The following is a 13568-nucleotide window of genomic DNA, read 5'->3' as shown; positions in this document are numbered from 1 at the left end:
GGGTTAAAGACTACCGCTCAGAAACCACTGAATCAGAAACTTGGCGGCAAAACCCACCATGCCGAAAGCCAGCCCGAGAAAGAGTACAAACGTACCGAACTTGCCGGCTTTCGATTCCCATGCAAGCTGTCCGATGATGAACAGCATATAAAGCATAAAAGCACCGACGCCAAACGTCAGCCCGAAAGTGGCAATCTGATCTTCAGAAAAACCCCACATCAGCCGGCTCCGGGAGGAGTGGGCTCGACACGGACCAAATCCCGGTAAGCGTGCCAACTGGCATGCCCCAAGATCGGGATCACCAGAATCAAACCGAGCAACAGAGAGGCGAGCCCGAGCAAGGTAAAGCCCATGATGAGCGCCGCCCACCAGGCCATGACGCCGGGGTTTTCCAGTACCACTCTCCAGCTGGTCAAAATGGCTGTCTTGAGAGAGACCTGCTGGTCCAAGAGCAGGGGCATGGAAACGACCGTGGAGGCAAACATGGGTGCCGCGAGCACTGCACCCAGGGCGAGCCAGACTTCGAACAACCAGCCATCACGGGCCAGTATGACAAACCGGACAAAGTCGACAGGTGAGTTAACAGGGGATGGCGCCCACAAGGTGATCAAAGCGGCCGATGTCAGCACCCACGTCGTGGCTGCAGCCGCAAGCAAAATGCCAAAGCGCACCATGCACCAATACTCTTCGCTCCAACGGTTCAGGCGTTGGTTCTGCCAGTTGAGCCAGGTTTGGGCAATCACTTCCCAGTCGGCAGGTTCATCTCGCTCGAGAGCGCGGCTTAGCGCATACAAGCTGGTTGCGAGCACGGGTGCGATGACCAGGAAACCACTCAAGGCACCGGCTAAGAGCCAAAACTTATGGTTGGCAAAAGCAACGATGGCAGCGCCAATGAAAGTTAAAACTAAGCCATGCGTCAGACTGGCGATACCTGCTCTGTGCAAATCCCGCCAACCTAAGCCGAGCCACACCAGTGGCTGCATGAAGCCAACTTGGCGAACGGAAATACGGGAACCGGGAATGAGGGCCATAGTGGGAGCCAGTCTATGGCGCCCCATCCCGGGGTCAATTGATGAAGATCAATTCAAGCGCTGAAAGCGCCCGACCGTTGCAGCTTAGTGCTTGGCCTTGCCGCCATGCGGGCCCTTGTGGTTGGCAGACTCCGCATCAAAAACCTTTTTCTGCTCCGGTGTCAGCGTTGCATAAAAAGCCTTCACCGCCTGGTCGCGTTGTTCCATGCGGCTAGTGCGTTCGCTCACCATCTCAGCGTGCATTGCCTTCATTTTGTCCAAGCGCTCTGGTGTCGGGAGCTTGGCCAACTCGGCGCGGTCCATTTTGGGCTTGTCGGCACGCGGTGCCGGTTTCATCGCGTTAGAAAACGTGGTCCAGCTGGCTTCTTGGGCTGCAGTAATTTTCAGCTTGGTTTTGAGCTCGGCACTGCGCTTGGCGTGCATTTCTTCCATCTTCTCGGGGTTCATGCGCTGCATGCCGGGGCGGCCACCCATAGAGTCATCGGGGCCGCTGTTCTTTTGTGCCAGAACCGAGAAGCCGGCGGTTGCCAACAGGCCTGCCACGACCAAAGTCTTGAATACGGGTTTCATAGAAGTGTCCTTTGTTTGTGTACCTGGTGGCGGGAATCGCGTGCAGGTTGAAAGCAAGTGTGATCTCCGCATGTAACTGCGATGTGGCCGGCACATGGTGGTTTGTAAAGATGCGTGAAAATGCTCCATTAACAAATCGATAGGTGTTGTGTGTTTAAAAACGTGATCGTGTACCGCTTGGTATCGCCCTGGACTGTGACCCAAGCGGCGTTGGAAGATGCTTTGCAGCCAGACCGCTTCGTTGAATGCGGTGCGAGCCAGGAGAAATCCGTCGGTTGGGTCGAGCCACGCGGACAAGCCCACGGCCCGCTCGTGGAGGTCGTTGGCGGGCAGTGGGTGCTCAAGCTCATGATGGAGATGAAATCGGTCCCCGGTTCGGTGGTCAAACGCAAGGTCGAGGAGCAGGTCGCCCAGATCGAAATCAGCACCGGCCGCAAACCCGGCAAGAAAGAAGTCCGTGAACTTCGCGACGATGCCCGCTTGGCCCTGTTGCCGATGGCATTCACCAAACAAGGCAGTGTCGGCGTCTGGATTGACCCCAAAGACGGTTTACTGGTGCTGGATGCCGGCAGCCAAAGCCGAGCCGATGAGGTGATGACTGCGCTGATCAAAGCGATCCCCAATTTTGCGGTGCAATTGGTGAACACCCAGATTTCACCGGCCGCTGCCATGGCCGTGTGGTTGTCCACGCGCGAGTCACCGTCTGATTTTTCAGTAGACCGTGAATGCGAGCTCAAAGCATCAGACGAGTCCAAGGCCGTTGTCCGCTACACCCGCCACCCATTGGACACGGAAGAAGTGAGCCAGCACATTGCCTTGGGAAAAATGCCGACGCGTTTGGCCATGACCTGGAACGACCGGGTTTCTTTTGTGTTGACCGAAGCGCTGCAGCTCAAAAAGCTGACGTTTCTGGATACCGTGTTCGAAGACTCTCCCAAGTCCGCTGGCGACCGCAAAGAAGACAACTTTGATGCCGATGTGGTGATCTCCACCGGTGAGTTGTCACAGCTGATTCCCGACCTCATGGAGGCGCTCGGTGGAGAGGTGCCCTTGGGGGCTATGCCCGGCGTACCTGCTACGGTGTAAAGGCGTGGTTCAACAAGGGTCTTCCGACTGCCGGTGAACCCGGTTTTAGCGGCTTCCGATACGCTGTGACCTTCTTCAAGGGAGCCCTATGCCACGCCAAACTGCGCAAGACTTTGATCAAGAACTTTTGATTCTGTTTGATGCCTATGTCCACGGCACGGTCGACCGGCGTGGCTTTCTGGAAAAAGCCCAGAAGTTCGCAGTGGGGGGTCTGACGGCTGCGGGCCTGTTGGCGGCACTCAGCCCCGACTTTGCAGCCGCTCAGCAGGTTCCCAAAGATGACAAGCGCTTGACCACCAGCACGGTGGAGCTTCCATCGCCCGCAGGTTACGGCATGGTCAAGGGCTACCTCGCGCGGCCGGCGGGCATCAGCGGCAAACTGCCGGTGGTGCTTGTCGTGCATGAAAACCGGGGGCTCAACCCGCATATCGAAGACATTGCCCGCAGGGTGGCCCTGGAAGGCTATCTGGTACTGGCGCCTGACGCGCTGGCGCCACTGGGCGGCTACCCCGGCGACGAAGACAAAGCACGAACCCTGTTTGCGACCCTGGAACAAAAGAAAACTGCCGAAGACTTTGTGGCTGCCGCGCAGTGGTTGCAGGCGCACCCTGATTCGAGCGGCAAGCTCGGCGCGGTCGGCTTTTGTTATGGCGGAGGCGTTGCCCATGCCTTGGCAGTGCGCTTGCCCGGCTTGTCAGCGGCGGTGCCGTTTTATGGCAACCACCCGGCGGCTGAAGATGCCGTCAAAGTCAAAGCGCCCTTGTTGATTCACTTTGCCGGGGTGGATGAGCGTATCAATGCCGCCTGGCCGGTTTATGAGGCCGCATTGAAGGCAGCGGGGACCCGTTACACCGCGCACCAATACCCGGGAACCCAGCACGGCTTTAACAATGACACCACGCCCCGGTTTGACGCAGCAGCTGCCAAGCTGGCCTGGGAACGCACCATGGCGTTCTTTGGCCAGACACTAAAAGGCTAGAGCTCAGTCCCGGTACCGGTCACCACCGTGACCCTTGCCGCGATGACCATGGTGGTGTTTTTGATGACCGTGACCCCGGCGATAACCGTGGTCATCGTCGCGGTAGCCGGCCTGATAGCCCGGATGGCGGGGTCCGCGCTGTGCATAGCGTTCAGGAGCATGTTGTTGGTTCATGCTACGGGCAATACCCGTGCCCGCGGCACCACCAATCCCCGCACCCACCACCGCACCTGAACGCCCCCCCACCGACTGACCGACTGCCGCGCCTGCGGCACCACCGACAGCACCGCCGATCACGGCGCCACTTTGATTGCGGCCCGGGCTGGTGACCGCGGCACCCGCGGCGCCTCCGATAGCACCACCGATTACCGCACCGTTCTTGCCACCGACACTTTGTCCCAAAACCGCCCCCGCCGCAGCGCCGGCACCACTACCGAGCAGCGGTGTCCAGTCTTCTGCATGGGCAAGTGCCGCGGTGTACAAGGCGGCAGCAACCAAGGGCGCTGCCCAAAGACGGGAAGTAGACAAGTTCAACATGCCATGAGGGGCGAGGCCCGTACCGTTAAAAGTAACGGTTTATGCACTTTCAACGTGCGGCAGAGCAGGCGGATGACGCCGATTACAGCCTCTTACGCCTGCAGCAGTCTGCTTACTTCCGGCCCAGCGCCGTTAACTCGGGAGACATGTTCTGACATTGCACTTCAGGGCGCGGAGCGCGTGTGGCTGAATCAAGGCCGCTACGCCGGCTAAACCTGCGTGTCAGCGTTTTTGATGTGCTTGGTGTCGATGCCCTTCAGGTCGCCGCTGGGTACGATGTTCTTCAGCGAGAAGTACTCGGTGTCGATCAGGTCGAAGCTGTTGGGCGCAGTCACAGCGCGCTTGGTCACGTTGTCGGTGGTGACGGCCACGTACAGGATCTTGATGCCGGTGTCTTTTTCAAGCTTTTCACCAATGGCCTTGTTCTGGTTCACCGCGGTGCCCAGGTAGCGCAGCACGATGGGTTCTGCAGAGTGCACTGCGGGGAACATGCCAGCGGCCAGGATGCCTGCCGTGCCTTTGAGCAAGCTCCGGCGATGCATCGGGGCAGTGGTGGAGAGGGTGTCTTTCAGATCGTCAGCCATGGGGAAACTTCTTGAGGGCTGCGTTACGTGAAGGAAAACGGTTTACCGGCCTTCTTTTCACCCGACTTTCTGGTGCGCACGGCGGATGCCGTGTATTTGGTGGAGACCAAGGCGCAGCAGCAAACCATGTACCCGAACGTGCAGCGCAAGCTCAAGGCAACGCTGGCTCGGTGCGAGCGCATCAATGCGGTCACGCCCGAACAACGCGGCGGCCCGCCGTGGCATTGTGTGCTGTTGGCAGAAAACGTGATCTACGAGCGGCAGGCCAAGGGTGCGCGCCTGACGGAGTTGCTGGATTACGCACGGTTGCGGCCCTTGGCAGACGCGTCTTTGCAAGCCCGTTTGCTTTAATGTTTTGTGCTAAAACCAAGCGCTAGCCCACACAGAAATAGCGCAACCAGCTCCTGATTTGATAGCGTTTTGTTCTGCGCTCAGCTCTTCATCTTGCAGGTGCTGAAGCCGAAGATGGCATACGGCGGGCACCAGCCCATCAGGCCGGTGGCCAGCGGCACAGCGCCCAGCCAACCCCACCAGCCCACGTTGCCGGTGGCGGCCAGGCCGATGAGCACGGCGCCTGCGCCGATACGTGCGATGCGGTCGATACCGCCAACATTTGCTTTCATGGAATCACTCCTTGGTTTGTGTTGGAGTGATTAGGCGCTGCACGACGGCTTTTGTATGTGACCTAGGTCACGCAGCCCGCTCGGGCTGCCGGGGTGCGTTAGGCCTGCCCGCCGCCGGCCAGCGCGCGCAGTGCTTGGCTGTTGACGATGTGGATGTGCTCGCGCCCCAGCGCCAACCAACCCTCGCGTTCAAAGCGGCGCAGCAAGCGGGTCACGATTTCGCGCACTGTGCCCAGCTCGTCTGCCAACGTCTGGTGCGAGAGGTGCAGGTCCGGCCCCCGGCCCAGCAGGGCGGAGGCTAAGCGCTGGTCCAGCTTCTGAAACGCCACCGCGTCAATCAGGCTGGTCAGGTCGGCCATGCGCTCGGCAAACAGGCCCAGCACCAGGTTGCGGAATGCGGGGGCCTCCAGCCACTCTTCAAACACCGGGGGTGGAATCATCAGCAGCGTACTGGCCTGGGTGCTCGTTCCCTCGGCCCCCAGCGGCAGTCCGCGAAACAGGCTGGCACTGCTCACCAAACACAATTCGCCTGGCAGCACGCGGTACAGCTCCAGGCTCCGCCCGTCGGCCGAATGGCAGGCCACCCGTACCTCGCCCCCCAGCACCAGCGGAAAGCCCTTGCACGGTGCGCCCTGCGCAAACAGTGGCGTGCCAGCAGGTACCGATACCGCCGGTGACCGCGTCTGCAGCGCAGCGAGTGCCGGGGCCAGGGGTTCCAAGGTGGGGTAGAGACTAAGCAGGTGGGTGTGCATGTTTAGGCATCATATCGGCCTATAGCCCATATAGTGTGTACGCAAGCAGCTATTGTTTTGATAGTGCTTGGGTGCGTGCGCCGGTCGGGTCTGCCGGGCCCATGGCTGCCAGGTCGGCCCGCAACTGGGCCCGCTCCCGCTTGGGCAAAGGCCGCAGGCCCGCAGCCACCCACTGGGCACGTTCCAGGTTGATGCTGCCGCGCGCCTTCCAGCGCTGGGCCTCCAAGGCCGGGTTGTGCAGCATGGCGGCCAGCCAGATGGCTTGGGCGGTGGTGAGCTGGTCTGCGCGTTTGCCAAAGTAGGTGTGGGCCGCGGCCTGGGCGCCGCACACGGTGGCACCCCAGGGTGCGTGGTCCAGGTAGAGGCGCAGGATGCGCGCCTTGCCCAGGGTTTGCTCCATCTCCACCGCGTAGAGCAGCTCGCGCAGCTTGCGCACCGGTGAACGCGCGCCGCCTGTGACCAGCAGCTTGGCCACTTGCTGCGACAGGGTGCTGGCACCGCGTAGCATGGCATCTTCGGCCTGGTTGCTGTGCAGGGCCTTGCCCATTTCCACGAGGTCGTAGCCGGGGTGTTCATAAAAGCGCTGGTCTTCCGCCGCCAGCACGGCGCGCGCCAGCAGGCTGTCGGCCCGCAGGGAGGTGCGTGCCATGGCCGCGGGCAGCCCTTGGTTGCACTGGCTTTGCGCTTGCGCCCAGGCCTCGGTGCCCAGGCCCTGCACGGCCATGCCGCTGATACGCGGCTGCACGGTCAGCGCCTTGCCGGGCAGTTCCAGCGTGGCCTTAAGGGAAAACGTGCCGCCGATCTGCGCGCTGGCGACCTCGGGGATAGCGTTGGCGAACAGGGCGTAGCCGTCGGCCACCGGGGTGCTGGGCACATCGATGTGCAGTGTGATGCCAGAGGAGCGCAGCGTGCCATGCCAGGTGGCGGCCACCGTGCCGCTCTGCAGCGTGCCGCGCAGCTCGGTGGCGTTGCGGCGCACGGTCATGCGCGCGCCGTGCAGGTGGATCGGCTCACCGCCCCAGCTGCTGCTGCGCAGCGTACAGGGTTGGCAGTGCAGGCTGAGTTGCTGGGTAGTTTCGTCCCACGCCAAGTGCACATTGCCGAGGCGGGTGGGCAGGGTGTGGCCATGCAGTTGCTTGGCAATCCAAGGCGTGCTGCCCCACTGGACGAGGGCCGCGACACCGACGTCCAGGCTCAGCGGGCCGACCCGCAGCGTGGTGGCCCAGTCGCCCGGCGCCGGGCGCACGATGGCCCGCGCCGTAAACAGCAAGGCGCTCAGCCCCAGCATGGCCAGCACCGCAGTAAAGACAAGCATACGGGCCGCAGCCCATACCCATTTGCGCACAGCATCATTCCTTCCAAACAACACACTTACAGCGGCGTGGCCACGGTGATGGCCTTCCACGGGCCGGTGGACTGGCCGGCTACCGAGGCCCAGTACCAGGCCGAGGTATCGGTAAAGCCCTGCCCTTGCGCGTCTTCAATGCGTTCACACACGCGCACCGCGCGGCCAGTCCGCTCTGCAATGAAGCAGCGCCAGCGGGTGGTGTCGGCGTGCTCTTCCAGCTGCTCGTTGCGGATGCGGTAGCCCAGGCCGCGGTAGCAATCGGTGGCGGGGTGCAGCATGCGCGTGGGCTGGGTCACGGTGCGCAGCACCAGCACCTGCCGACCATCGGTCAGGCGCGCCAGCGTGCCGGGGAAGTGGCGGGCAAAGCGCAGCTCCACCTCGCTCAGCGCCAGCGGCCGTAGCGGCGCGCCTTGCCATTCGGTGGGCAACTCCACATGCGGTGTGTCGGGGTCGCGCATGGCAACGTGCCCCGTCAGTGCTTGGGCCATGCCCCACAGCGCGCACAGAGGCAGCACGAGTGTCCACAGTGTCTTGTGCAACACGCGGTTCAAAAACCGATTGGCCAGAAAGCTCATGATGCCGTCCGCCCTAAAGTGCCCGTGCGGCCCATAGCCCAGGCAATGCCGCCACACACCGCTGCCAGCACCAGCAGGCCCACGGCGTCATGGCCCCAGCCGGGCAGCGGCGCGCCCCCCGCTTGGGTCGCCACCAGCACCGTGTTGCGCAGCACATTGCCCAGCAGCACCAGCACGCCCACCAGGGGCAGGCGCAGCAGAAAGCTTGGGTTGCTTTGCCTGGCAGCCAACGCCACCACACAGGCCGTGAAATAACCCAACCATGCCATCTGCACGCCCGAGCAGGGTGCGTCCACGATGACGAGTTGTCCGTTGACGACCAAGCTGCTGCCCGTGCGCTCTACCGTGTGGACTAGGGACAGCAGCCAGCGGCTGGCTTCCGCCGTCACCACGCGCAGCGGAAAACCCGCATAAAACTGCAGCGAGGCGAGCAGTGGCAGTGACAACACTGACAGGCCCAGCACCGGTGCCGTGGCGACGCGTGCCGGCAGAAAGGCGATGAGCCCAGCCGCGATAGACAGCAGGCCGATGAGCGCCACCACCAAGTCCGGCAGCTGCTGGTGCAAGGCCGTGGTGAGCACGGCACCCGCCAGTGCGGCAGCCTGAAAGCCCAGGCGCGGCGCCGCGCGCAAGTGCAGGCGGTGTTGCCACAGCAGCCCGCCCAGGGCCGCCAGGGCCAGCAGTCCCAGCGGGTCGTCCGAGCCATCGGCCATGCGCTGGCCCATCCACCACCAGGTGGGCCACAGCGCCAAGGCCAGCAGGGCCAGCCAGCGCCACTCGGGGGTGGTGTCGATGGCGATGCCAAAGCGCACGAAGCGGGGCATCTGCAAAAGGCGGCTCATGTTCAGCTCGTGTAGTGGTGGGCGCGCAGGGCGGCGCGGCGGCGGCGGTGCGCCAGCATGGCCAGCACCGACAGCGTCACCAACATGGCGCCCCAGGTAGCAGGCTCAGGCGTGCTGGGCACTTCAGCACCCAAGGCACTGTTCTCCACACCCTGCGGCAGGGGCGAGGGCTGGTTCACGCTGGTGCTGTCGGCCGGTGCCTTGTTGCGCACCACCTGGTCCACGGCCAGGAAGCTGGTGTATTGCGTGAGCAGGCTGTACTTCAGGCCCAGGTCGGTGATGGCCTGGCGAGCGTCGCTGCCACCTTCCAGGGCTTCCTGGTCGCTGAGTGCGGCGATGCGGTGGCGGGCCCACAGGTGGCGCAGGGCCGCCGTGTCGGTGCCATTGCCCGCGCTGATGGGTTGGCTGAAATGCAGGGGGCCGTTGGCAGAGTTGCCATCCACGACCAGCGTGCCCTTGGCTTCACCACGCCATTTGCCAAACACGATGAGGGGGCGCTGCGCCAGCAGGTCGGGCAGCTGGCGGGGCTCCACGTCGTACACGTCCAGGCCTTCAAAACGAACCTTCACATTGGTGAGCACGGGGGAGTCGATCATTTTGCGAAAGCGGGCGGCTTGTTCGGCGGCCTCGGCGGGTTTTGTGATGATGAAGGGTTCGCCCATGCCCGCACGGGCCAGGCCTTCCATAAGGTGGCGGTTCACGCTGGAGCCGATGCCAAACGAAAACACGTTGGCACTCGACAGGTTGTTGCGCACCAGCTCAAAGGCTTCGCGCTCCACGGTCACATAGCCGTCGGTGACCACCACCACGGTGCGTGACACATCGGCGGTTTTGGGTTGGGCATACACGCGCTTGAGCGCGGGGATCAGCTCGGTGCTGCCACCGCCGCCCTGTTTGTCGATGGTGCGGATGGCCTGGTCGATGTTGGCCTTCGTGGCCGGCACTGATTGCGGGCTCAGAAAGTTGTTGCTGCCCGAGAACAGCAATACGTTGAAGGTGTCACTGGGGCGCAGGCCGCCAATCAGTTCGCGCAGCACGCCTTTGGCCGTGTCCAGCGGAAAGCCGTGCATCGAGCCCGAGATGTCCACCACAAAGATGTATTCGCGCGGGGTGATGGCGGTGGCCGCGGGGGCCTTGGGTGGCTCCACCATGGCGAGGAAGAAGTTTTCGTCCTTGCCCTTGTAGAGCATCACGCCGCTTTCAATCTTGTCGCCGGCCAGGCGGTAGTCCAAGATGAAGTCGCGGTTGTTGGTGGGCTCGGCGGTGGGGTTCAGGCCCACTACGGTGGCGCCGCTTTGCTCGGTGTAGCTGTTGATGGTGTGCGAGTTGGAGCGCACTTCCTTCACGCCAATGGGCGTGTTCAAGGTAACGTGGATGTCAAACGCAGGCGCTGCAGCGCTGGTGGGCGTTTGCTGGCCCTGGGGCAGATAAGGCTGGGCCACCCAGGTGGCGTTGGCTTGAGAACTTTGCGGGCTGTTGTAGCGCGGGCCCACCACGGTGGGGAAGACGAACTGGTACTTGCCATCGGTGGGCAGCAGCAGCTCTGTGTAGCGCAGCTCCACCTTCACGTCGTCGCCGGGCATGATGTTGGCCACATTCATCTGGAACACATTGGGCAGGTGCTGCTCCAGCAGGGCGGCGGTTTTGCCCTCGGCCTTCGCGGCGTCGTACTCGTTCTTGGCCTGCTGCTTCTCGCGGATCTTGGCGGTGATCAGGCGGTCCGCCAGGCGCACGTTCATGCCGTGCACGGCGGCGCGGGTGGAGCCGGGGAACACGTACTTGGCCTCAATGGCGCGCTGGCCTTCGTTCTTGTAGGTTTGCACCACGGTCACGTCGGCAATCACGCCGCTGACCTTTACGTTGACTTGCGTGGATTTGAGCGGCAACTGGTCCACGCCAGGGTTGTCGCTTTTGACAAAGAAGTAGGGGCTCTCGGTTTTGAGGCGTGGGTTGTCAGCGTCTTGCGCATGCACAGGGTGGCTGACCAGCGCCACAAAACACACGGTGGACAGGGTGGTGGTAGCCAGCCACAGCCAGCGGGACAGGCGGGTGGGCTGTGCGGGTTCTGACAAAACGGCGATAGCCATGGTGCATCTCTTGCGGTTCATCGTGCGACATTGCACGGTGAAGAGAGCATCCCGCCGGAGGGAGAAGCTACTTTGAAGTGGCTAGGGGGCTATGTGAAGTTTGTGTGAAAACGGGGTGAAAGCGAGCTATTGGCTTTAGGGCCGCACGGGACCTTTTGTGAGCTATTGAGCTAATAGCTACTTCTTGGGACGCAAGTTGGGACGGCCTTGGACTGAGGTCTTCCACCTAAACACTTGGCAAGTTGTTTCAGCTGTCCGCATATCGTGGGAGGCTATGGATAGGTTGCTTTTTCTAGCAATGTCCGTCCCAGCCCTTGGATTTTGCGACCACTTGGGCATCCACCCATGGTTTCGCAGTGATCACCTTGGCGAAGTATCGAATGCCACACTCATCCCCAAAATTGATGTCGCTAAGGAGCAGGTCTGAATCCACTTCAATGAATAGTTTTTTCTTGCTTCTGACCAGCTTCAATTGTTGAGGGGCAAACAGTTGTTTCAACACTTGGGTTTCGTTGGTTACCGTGAACTCGTGGATGCCCCCCGGCGTCCAATTGGTGTTGCGCGGCAAGTTTTTTTCGCTGTCCTTGTGGATGAATAGTTCAAGAATTGGGAGCCTGTTGTCGTAGGACTGAAAACCATCAAACCAGCCATAGCGCACTTTAGCTCTGATGCGAAGGTTCCCTTTGGTCTTCACAAAGCCTGAGCAGTTGTCAGTCGCTACCTCATCTTGCGCGACATCTCCCCAGCAATCTACCTGTTCGACTGTGAGGTGGCTTGCGGCACGCGGGAGTGTGATTTCCATGGACTCCTTACCGAAAACCAATGTTTTCCCTTCTGCACTGTTCTCGATTGCATATTGGGTCAAGGTGTAGCTGACCTTACCCTCAGGGCCACTCGGACGGCCCACTTTGAGGGTATCCCCGGCTAATGCTGGAGATAGCAGACTCCAAAGAATGGTGATCAATACCAATAGATTAGGTTTGTTCATCGGCATGTCCTTTCATGTTTTCTTGTACAGGGAACCTAAATGCGCACTTCAGATGGATGCGCGCATCGACCATTCCAGCTATTCAAACAGCCTTCCTAGAGCGGTTGGGTTGCCTAACTTATGGCTCGTGGCAACCACAACACCGCACTAGCCCCCGAGCCTTCCTTCTCCGCCCGATTTCCCAGCTCCACCTTCCCCCGGTGCATTGAAGCAATCTCTTTCACAAAGCTTAGGCCTAACCCCGTGCTTTTCTTCTTCGAGTGCGGGCGCACCAATGAATAGAACTTCTCAAACACCTTGTCTTGCGCGTAGCCGGGGATGCCGGGGCCCTGGTCGTGCACGCTGATCTGAGCTCTATCTTGGAAGTGTCTGTACTAATGGATGGGCGAGTCATTCTGCAAATCCTGCCAGGAGTGCACATGCCAGTCGCTGCGGCTTTGGCTTTGCGTACCACCATAAACCACACCTCCACCGGCCACCGCTTGGGGGTTGTGGGCGGCAAAGGTCTTCAGGCCCTTAAAGTAGTCCGGGTTGACCGTGGCGCCGGCCTTGATTTCGATGGCGTGCAGTTTGCCACCTGTAGGCAGCAACAAATCCACCTCATTGCCATCGGAGTCACGGTAGAAATACATCTCAGGGCTTTCGCCTGCATTCAACCGGTCTTTGAGCGCTTCCATGATGACGAAGTTTTCAAACAAGCTGCCCCACAGCGGGTCGCGTGAGACTTGCTCCGGTGTGCGCAGGCCCAGCAGCCAGCAGGCCAGGCCCACATCATAAAAATACAGCTTGGGCGACTTGATGAGGCGCTTGCCTGAGTTGGTAAACCAGGGTGGCAGTAGGTGCACGATATAGCTGGTTTGCAGCAGGTCGATCCAGGCCCTGGCAGTGGCATGCGACACACCAGCGTCGTTTCCCAGACTGTCCAGGTTGAGCAGTTGGCCGGTTCGCCCAGCGCACAGCCGCACAAAGCGTTCGAAGCGCTGCAAATCGTGCACCGCAGCGAGTTGGCGCAGGTCGCGCTCAACGTAAGTTGCGAAATAGTCGGCGAGTGCCTGGCTGGGGTCGAGCCGCCGATCATGGATGCGTGGGTAAAACCCGTTGAGCAGGGTCTGCGGCAGGTCAGGATGAGGGCCTTTCCCCCGCAGGCGTTGCGTCTCGGCCAGAGTGAATGGCAAAAGGCGCAACACCGCTGTGCGTCCGGCCAGAGACTGGGTGACCTGTGTCATGAGCTCGAATTGCTGGCTGCCCGTCAGGATGAATCTGCCCGGTCGGGCATCGGCATCCACCATGCCCTGGAGATAGGAGGGCAGATCGGGTGCGCGTTGTACCTCGTCCAGAATGGCGCCTTGCGGGTAGTTCGCCAGGAAGCCACGCGGATCATCCATGGCAAAACGCCGTATGTCAGGGTCTTCCAGGCTGACGTAGGGCTTGTCGGGAAACAGGGCTTTTGCCAAGGTGGTTTTTCCACTTTGCCGGGGGCCGGTCAAGGTAATCACCGGATACTGGCTTGCCAGCCGCTGGAGTATGGGCGTGATGTTGCGGGTGATCATGTGCGGATCATAATGA

General features: G+C 61.3%; 15 protein-coding genes and 2 pseudogenes. 3 read left to right on the top strand and 14 right to left on the bottom strand.

All coding sequences use genetic code 11. The annotated features are described in order from the left end of the window. Positions 1–3 precede the first annotated feature (3 nt). The 3 genes from QZW03_RS15400 to QZW03_RS15390 form a co-directional block, all read right to left on the bottom strand. Entirely contained in the window at positions 4–219 is a 216-nt protein-coding gene (locus QZW03_RS15400) for a DUF2788 domain-containing protein (RefSeq protein WP_296510893.1), read from the bottom strand. Then, on the bottom strand, positions 219–1031 hold the full coding sequence (locus QZW03_RS15395; protein ID WP_296510892.1) for a DUF2189 domain-containing protein: 813 nt from the start codon (positions 1029–1031) through the stop codon (positions 219–221). The genes QZW03_RS15400 and QZW03_RS15395 overlap by 1 nt, the downstream gene beginning before the upstream one ends. 84 nt (positions 1032–1115) lie before the next feature. Beyond that, a complete protein-coding gene (locus QZW03_RS15390) occupies positions 1116–1601 on the bottom strand; it encodes a Spy/CpxP family protein refolding chaperone (protein ID WP_296510891.1) in 486 nt (161 codons plus the stop codon). A gap of 150 nt (positions 1602–1751) precedes the next feature. Between QZW03_RS15390 and QZW03_RS15385 the strand changes: the two genes are divergently transcribed. Then, entirely contained in the window at positions 1752–2687 is a 936-nt protein-coding gene (locus QZW03_RS15385; RefSeq protein WP_296510890.1) for a recombination-associated protein RdgC, read from the top strand. 88 nt (positions 2688–2775) lie between these two features. Beyond that, positions 2776–3666, top strand: a complete 891-nt coding sequence (locus tag QZW03_RS15380) for a dienelactone hydrolase family protein (protein ID WP_296510889.1) — start codon at positions 2776–2778, stop codon at positions 3664–3666. A gap of 3 nt (positions 3667–3669) precedes the next feature. On the opposite strand, the gene QZW03_RS15375 is transcribed toward QZW03_RS15380, so the two are convergent. Together QZW03_RS15375 and QZW03_RS15370 are read right to left on the bottom strand one after the other, a co-directional pair. Next, positions 3670–4194, bottom strand: coding sequence for a glycine zipper domain-containing protein (locus QZW03_RS15375; protein ID WP_296510888.1), 525 nt, complete (start codon positions 4192–4194; stop codon positions 3670–3672). A 230-nt stretch (positions 4195–4424) separates the two neighbouring features. Next, positions 4425–4787: pseudogene (locus QZW03_RS15370) on the bottom strand (ABC transporter substrate-binding protein); the annotation flags it as partial. 27 nt (positions 4788–4814) lie between these two features. Between QZW03_RS15370 and QZW03_RS15365 the strand changes: the two are divergent. Further along, the gene (locus QZW03_RS15365) at positions 4815–5138 is read left to right on the top strand and encodes a hypothetical protein (RefSeq protein ID WP_296510887.1); all 324 of its coding nucleotides are present in this window, start codon (positions 4815–4817) and stop codon (positions 5136–5138) included. An 80-nt stretch (positions 5139–5218) separates the two neighbouring features. Here QZW03_RS15365 and QZW03_RS15360 read toward each other — a convergent pair whose 3' ends face one another. The 9 genes and pseudogenes from QZW03_RS15360 to QZW03_RS15320 form a co-directional block, all read right to left on the bottom strand. Then, positions 5219–5410: a DUF2892 domain-containing protein gene (locus tag QZW03_RS15360; RefSeq protein ID WP_296510886.1), complete on the bottom strand. Its 192-nt coding sequence runs from the start codon at positions 5408–5410 to the stop codon at positions 5219–5221. Between the two features lie 98 nt (positions 5411–5508). Beyond that, a complete protein-coding gene (locus QZW03_RS15355) occupies positions 5509–6162 on the bottom strand; it encodes a Crp/Fnr family transcriptional regulator (protein WP_296510885.1) in 654 nt (217 codons plus the stop codon). 49 nt (positions 6163–6211) lie between these two features. Next, the gene (locus tag QZW03_RS15350; protein ID WP_296510884.1) at positions 6212–7507 is read right to left on the bottom strand and encodes a biosynthetic peptidoglycan transglycosylase; all 1296 of its coding nucleotides are present in this window, start codon (positions 7505–7507) and stop codon (positions 6212–6214) included. Positions 7508–7533: 26 nt separating this feature from the next. Beyond that, positions 7534–8085 carry a hypothetical protein gene (locus tag QZW03_RS15345; RefSeq protein ID WP_296510883.1) on the bottom strand — a complete coding sequence of 184 codons (552 nt, stop codon included), beginning with the start codon at positions 8083–8085 and terminating at the stop codon, positions 7534–7536. Then, the gene (gene xrtQ, locus QZW03_RS15340; RefSeq protein ID WP_296510882.1) at positions 8082–8927 is read right to left on the bottom strand and encodes an exosortase Q; all 846 of its coding nucleotides are present in this window, start codon (positions 8925–8927) and stop codon (positions 8082–8084) included. Before xrtQ ends, QZW03_RS15345 begins: the two co-directional genes overlap by 4 nt. A 2-nt stretch (positions 8928–8929) precedes the next feature. Then, positions 8930–11014: a VIT and VWA domain-containing protein gene (locus QZW03_RS15335; protein WP_296510881.1), complete on the bottom strand. Its 2085-nt coding sequence runs from the start codon at positions 11012–11014 to the stop codon at positions 8930–8932. Between the two features lie 292 nt (positions 11015–11306). After that, positions 11307–12002: a hypothetical protein gene (locus QZW03_RS15330; RefSeq protein ID WP_296510880.1), complete on the bottom strand. Its 696-nt coding sequence runs from the start codon at positions 12000–12002 to the stop codon at positions 11307–11309. Positions 12003–12115: 113 nt separating this feature from the next. Next, a pseudogene (locus tag QZW03_RS15325) lies at positions 12116–12355 on the bottom strand (ATP-binding protein); the annotation flags it as partial. A 21-nt stretch (positions 12356–12376) separates the two neighbouring features. Beyond that, on the bottom strand, positions 12377–13552 hold the full coding sequence (locus tag QZW03_RS15320) for an ATP-binding protein (RefSeq protein WP_296510879.1): 1176 nt from the start codon (positions 13550–13552) through the stop codon (positions 12377–12379). Between the last annotated feature and the right edge of the window lie 16 nt (positions 13553–13568).

This window comes from Rhodoferax sp. (genome assembly GCF_013297935.1).
Taxonomy (GTDB): domain Bacteria; phylum Pseudomonadota; class Gammaproteobacteria; order Burkholderiales; family Burkholderiaceae_C; genus Allorhodoferax.
The sequence above is the reverse complement of the archived record's forward strand: the minus strand, read 5'-3'. Positions and strand labels throughout refer to the sequence as shown.

What these genes read in the sequence shown, in the direction of transcription:
- QZW03_RS15400 (WP_296510893.1), bottom strand. Translation starts at nt 219, where the DNA reads ATGTGGGGTTTTTCTGAAGATCAGATTGCCACTTTCGGGCTGACGTTT.
- QZW03_RS15360 (WP_296510886.1), bottom strand. Translation starts at nt 5,410, where the DNA reads ATGAAAGCAAATGTTGGCGGTATCGACCGCATCGCACGTATCGGCGCA.
- QZW03_RS15380 (WP_296510889.1), top strand. Translation starts at nt 2,776, where the DNA reads ATGCCACGCCAAACTGCGCAAGACTTTGATCAAGAACTTTTGATTCTG.
- QZW03_RS15390 (WP_296510891.1), bottom strand. Translation starts at nt 1,601, where the DNA reads ATGAAACCCGTATTCAAGACTTTGGTCGTGGCAGGCCTGTTGGCAACC.
- QZW03_RS15335 (WP_296510881.1), bottom strand. Translation starts at nt 11,014, where the DNA reads ATGGCTATCGCCGTTTTGTCAGAACCCGCACAGCCCACCCGCCTGTCC.
- QZW03_RS15395 (WP_296510892.1), bottom strand. Translation starts at nt 1,031, where the DNA reads ATGGCCCTCATTCCCGGTTCCCGTATTTCCGTTCGCCAAGTTGGCTTC.
- QZW03_RS15320 (WP_296510879.1), bottom strand. Translation starts at nt 13,552, where the DNA reads ATGATCACCCGCAACATCACGCCCATACTCCAGCGGCTGGCAAGCCAG.
- QZW03_RS15355 (WP_296510885.1), bottom strand. Translation starts at nt 6,162, where the DNA reads ATGCACACCCACCTGCTTAGTCTCTACCCCACCTTGGAACCCCTGGCC.
- xrtQ (WP_296510882.1), bottom strand. Translation starts at nt 8,927, where the DNA reads ATGAGCCGCCTTTTGCAGATGCCCCGCTTCGTGCGCTTTGGCATCGCC.
- QZW03_RS15345 (WP_296510883.1), bottom strand. Translation starts at nt 8,085, where the DNA reads ATGAGCTTTCTGGCCAATCGGTTTTTGAACCGCGTGTTGCACAAGACA.
- QZW03_RS15330 (WP_296510880.1), bottom strand. Translation starts at nt 12,002, where the DNA reads ATGAACAAACCTAATCTATTGGTATTGATCACCATTCTTTGGAGTCTG.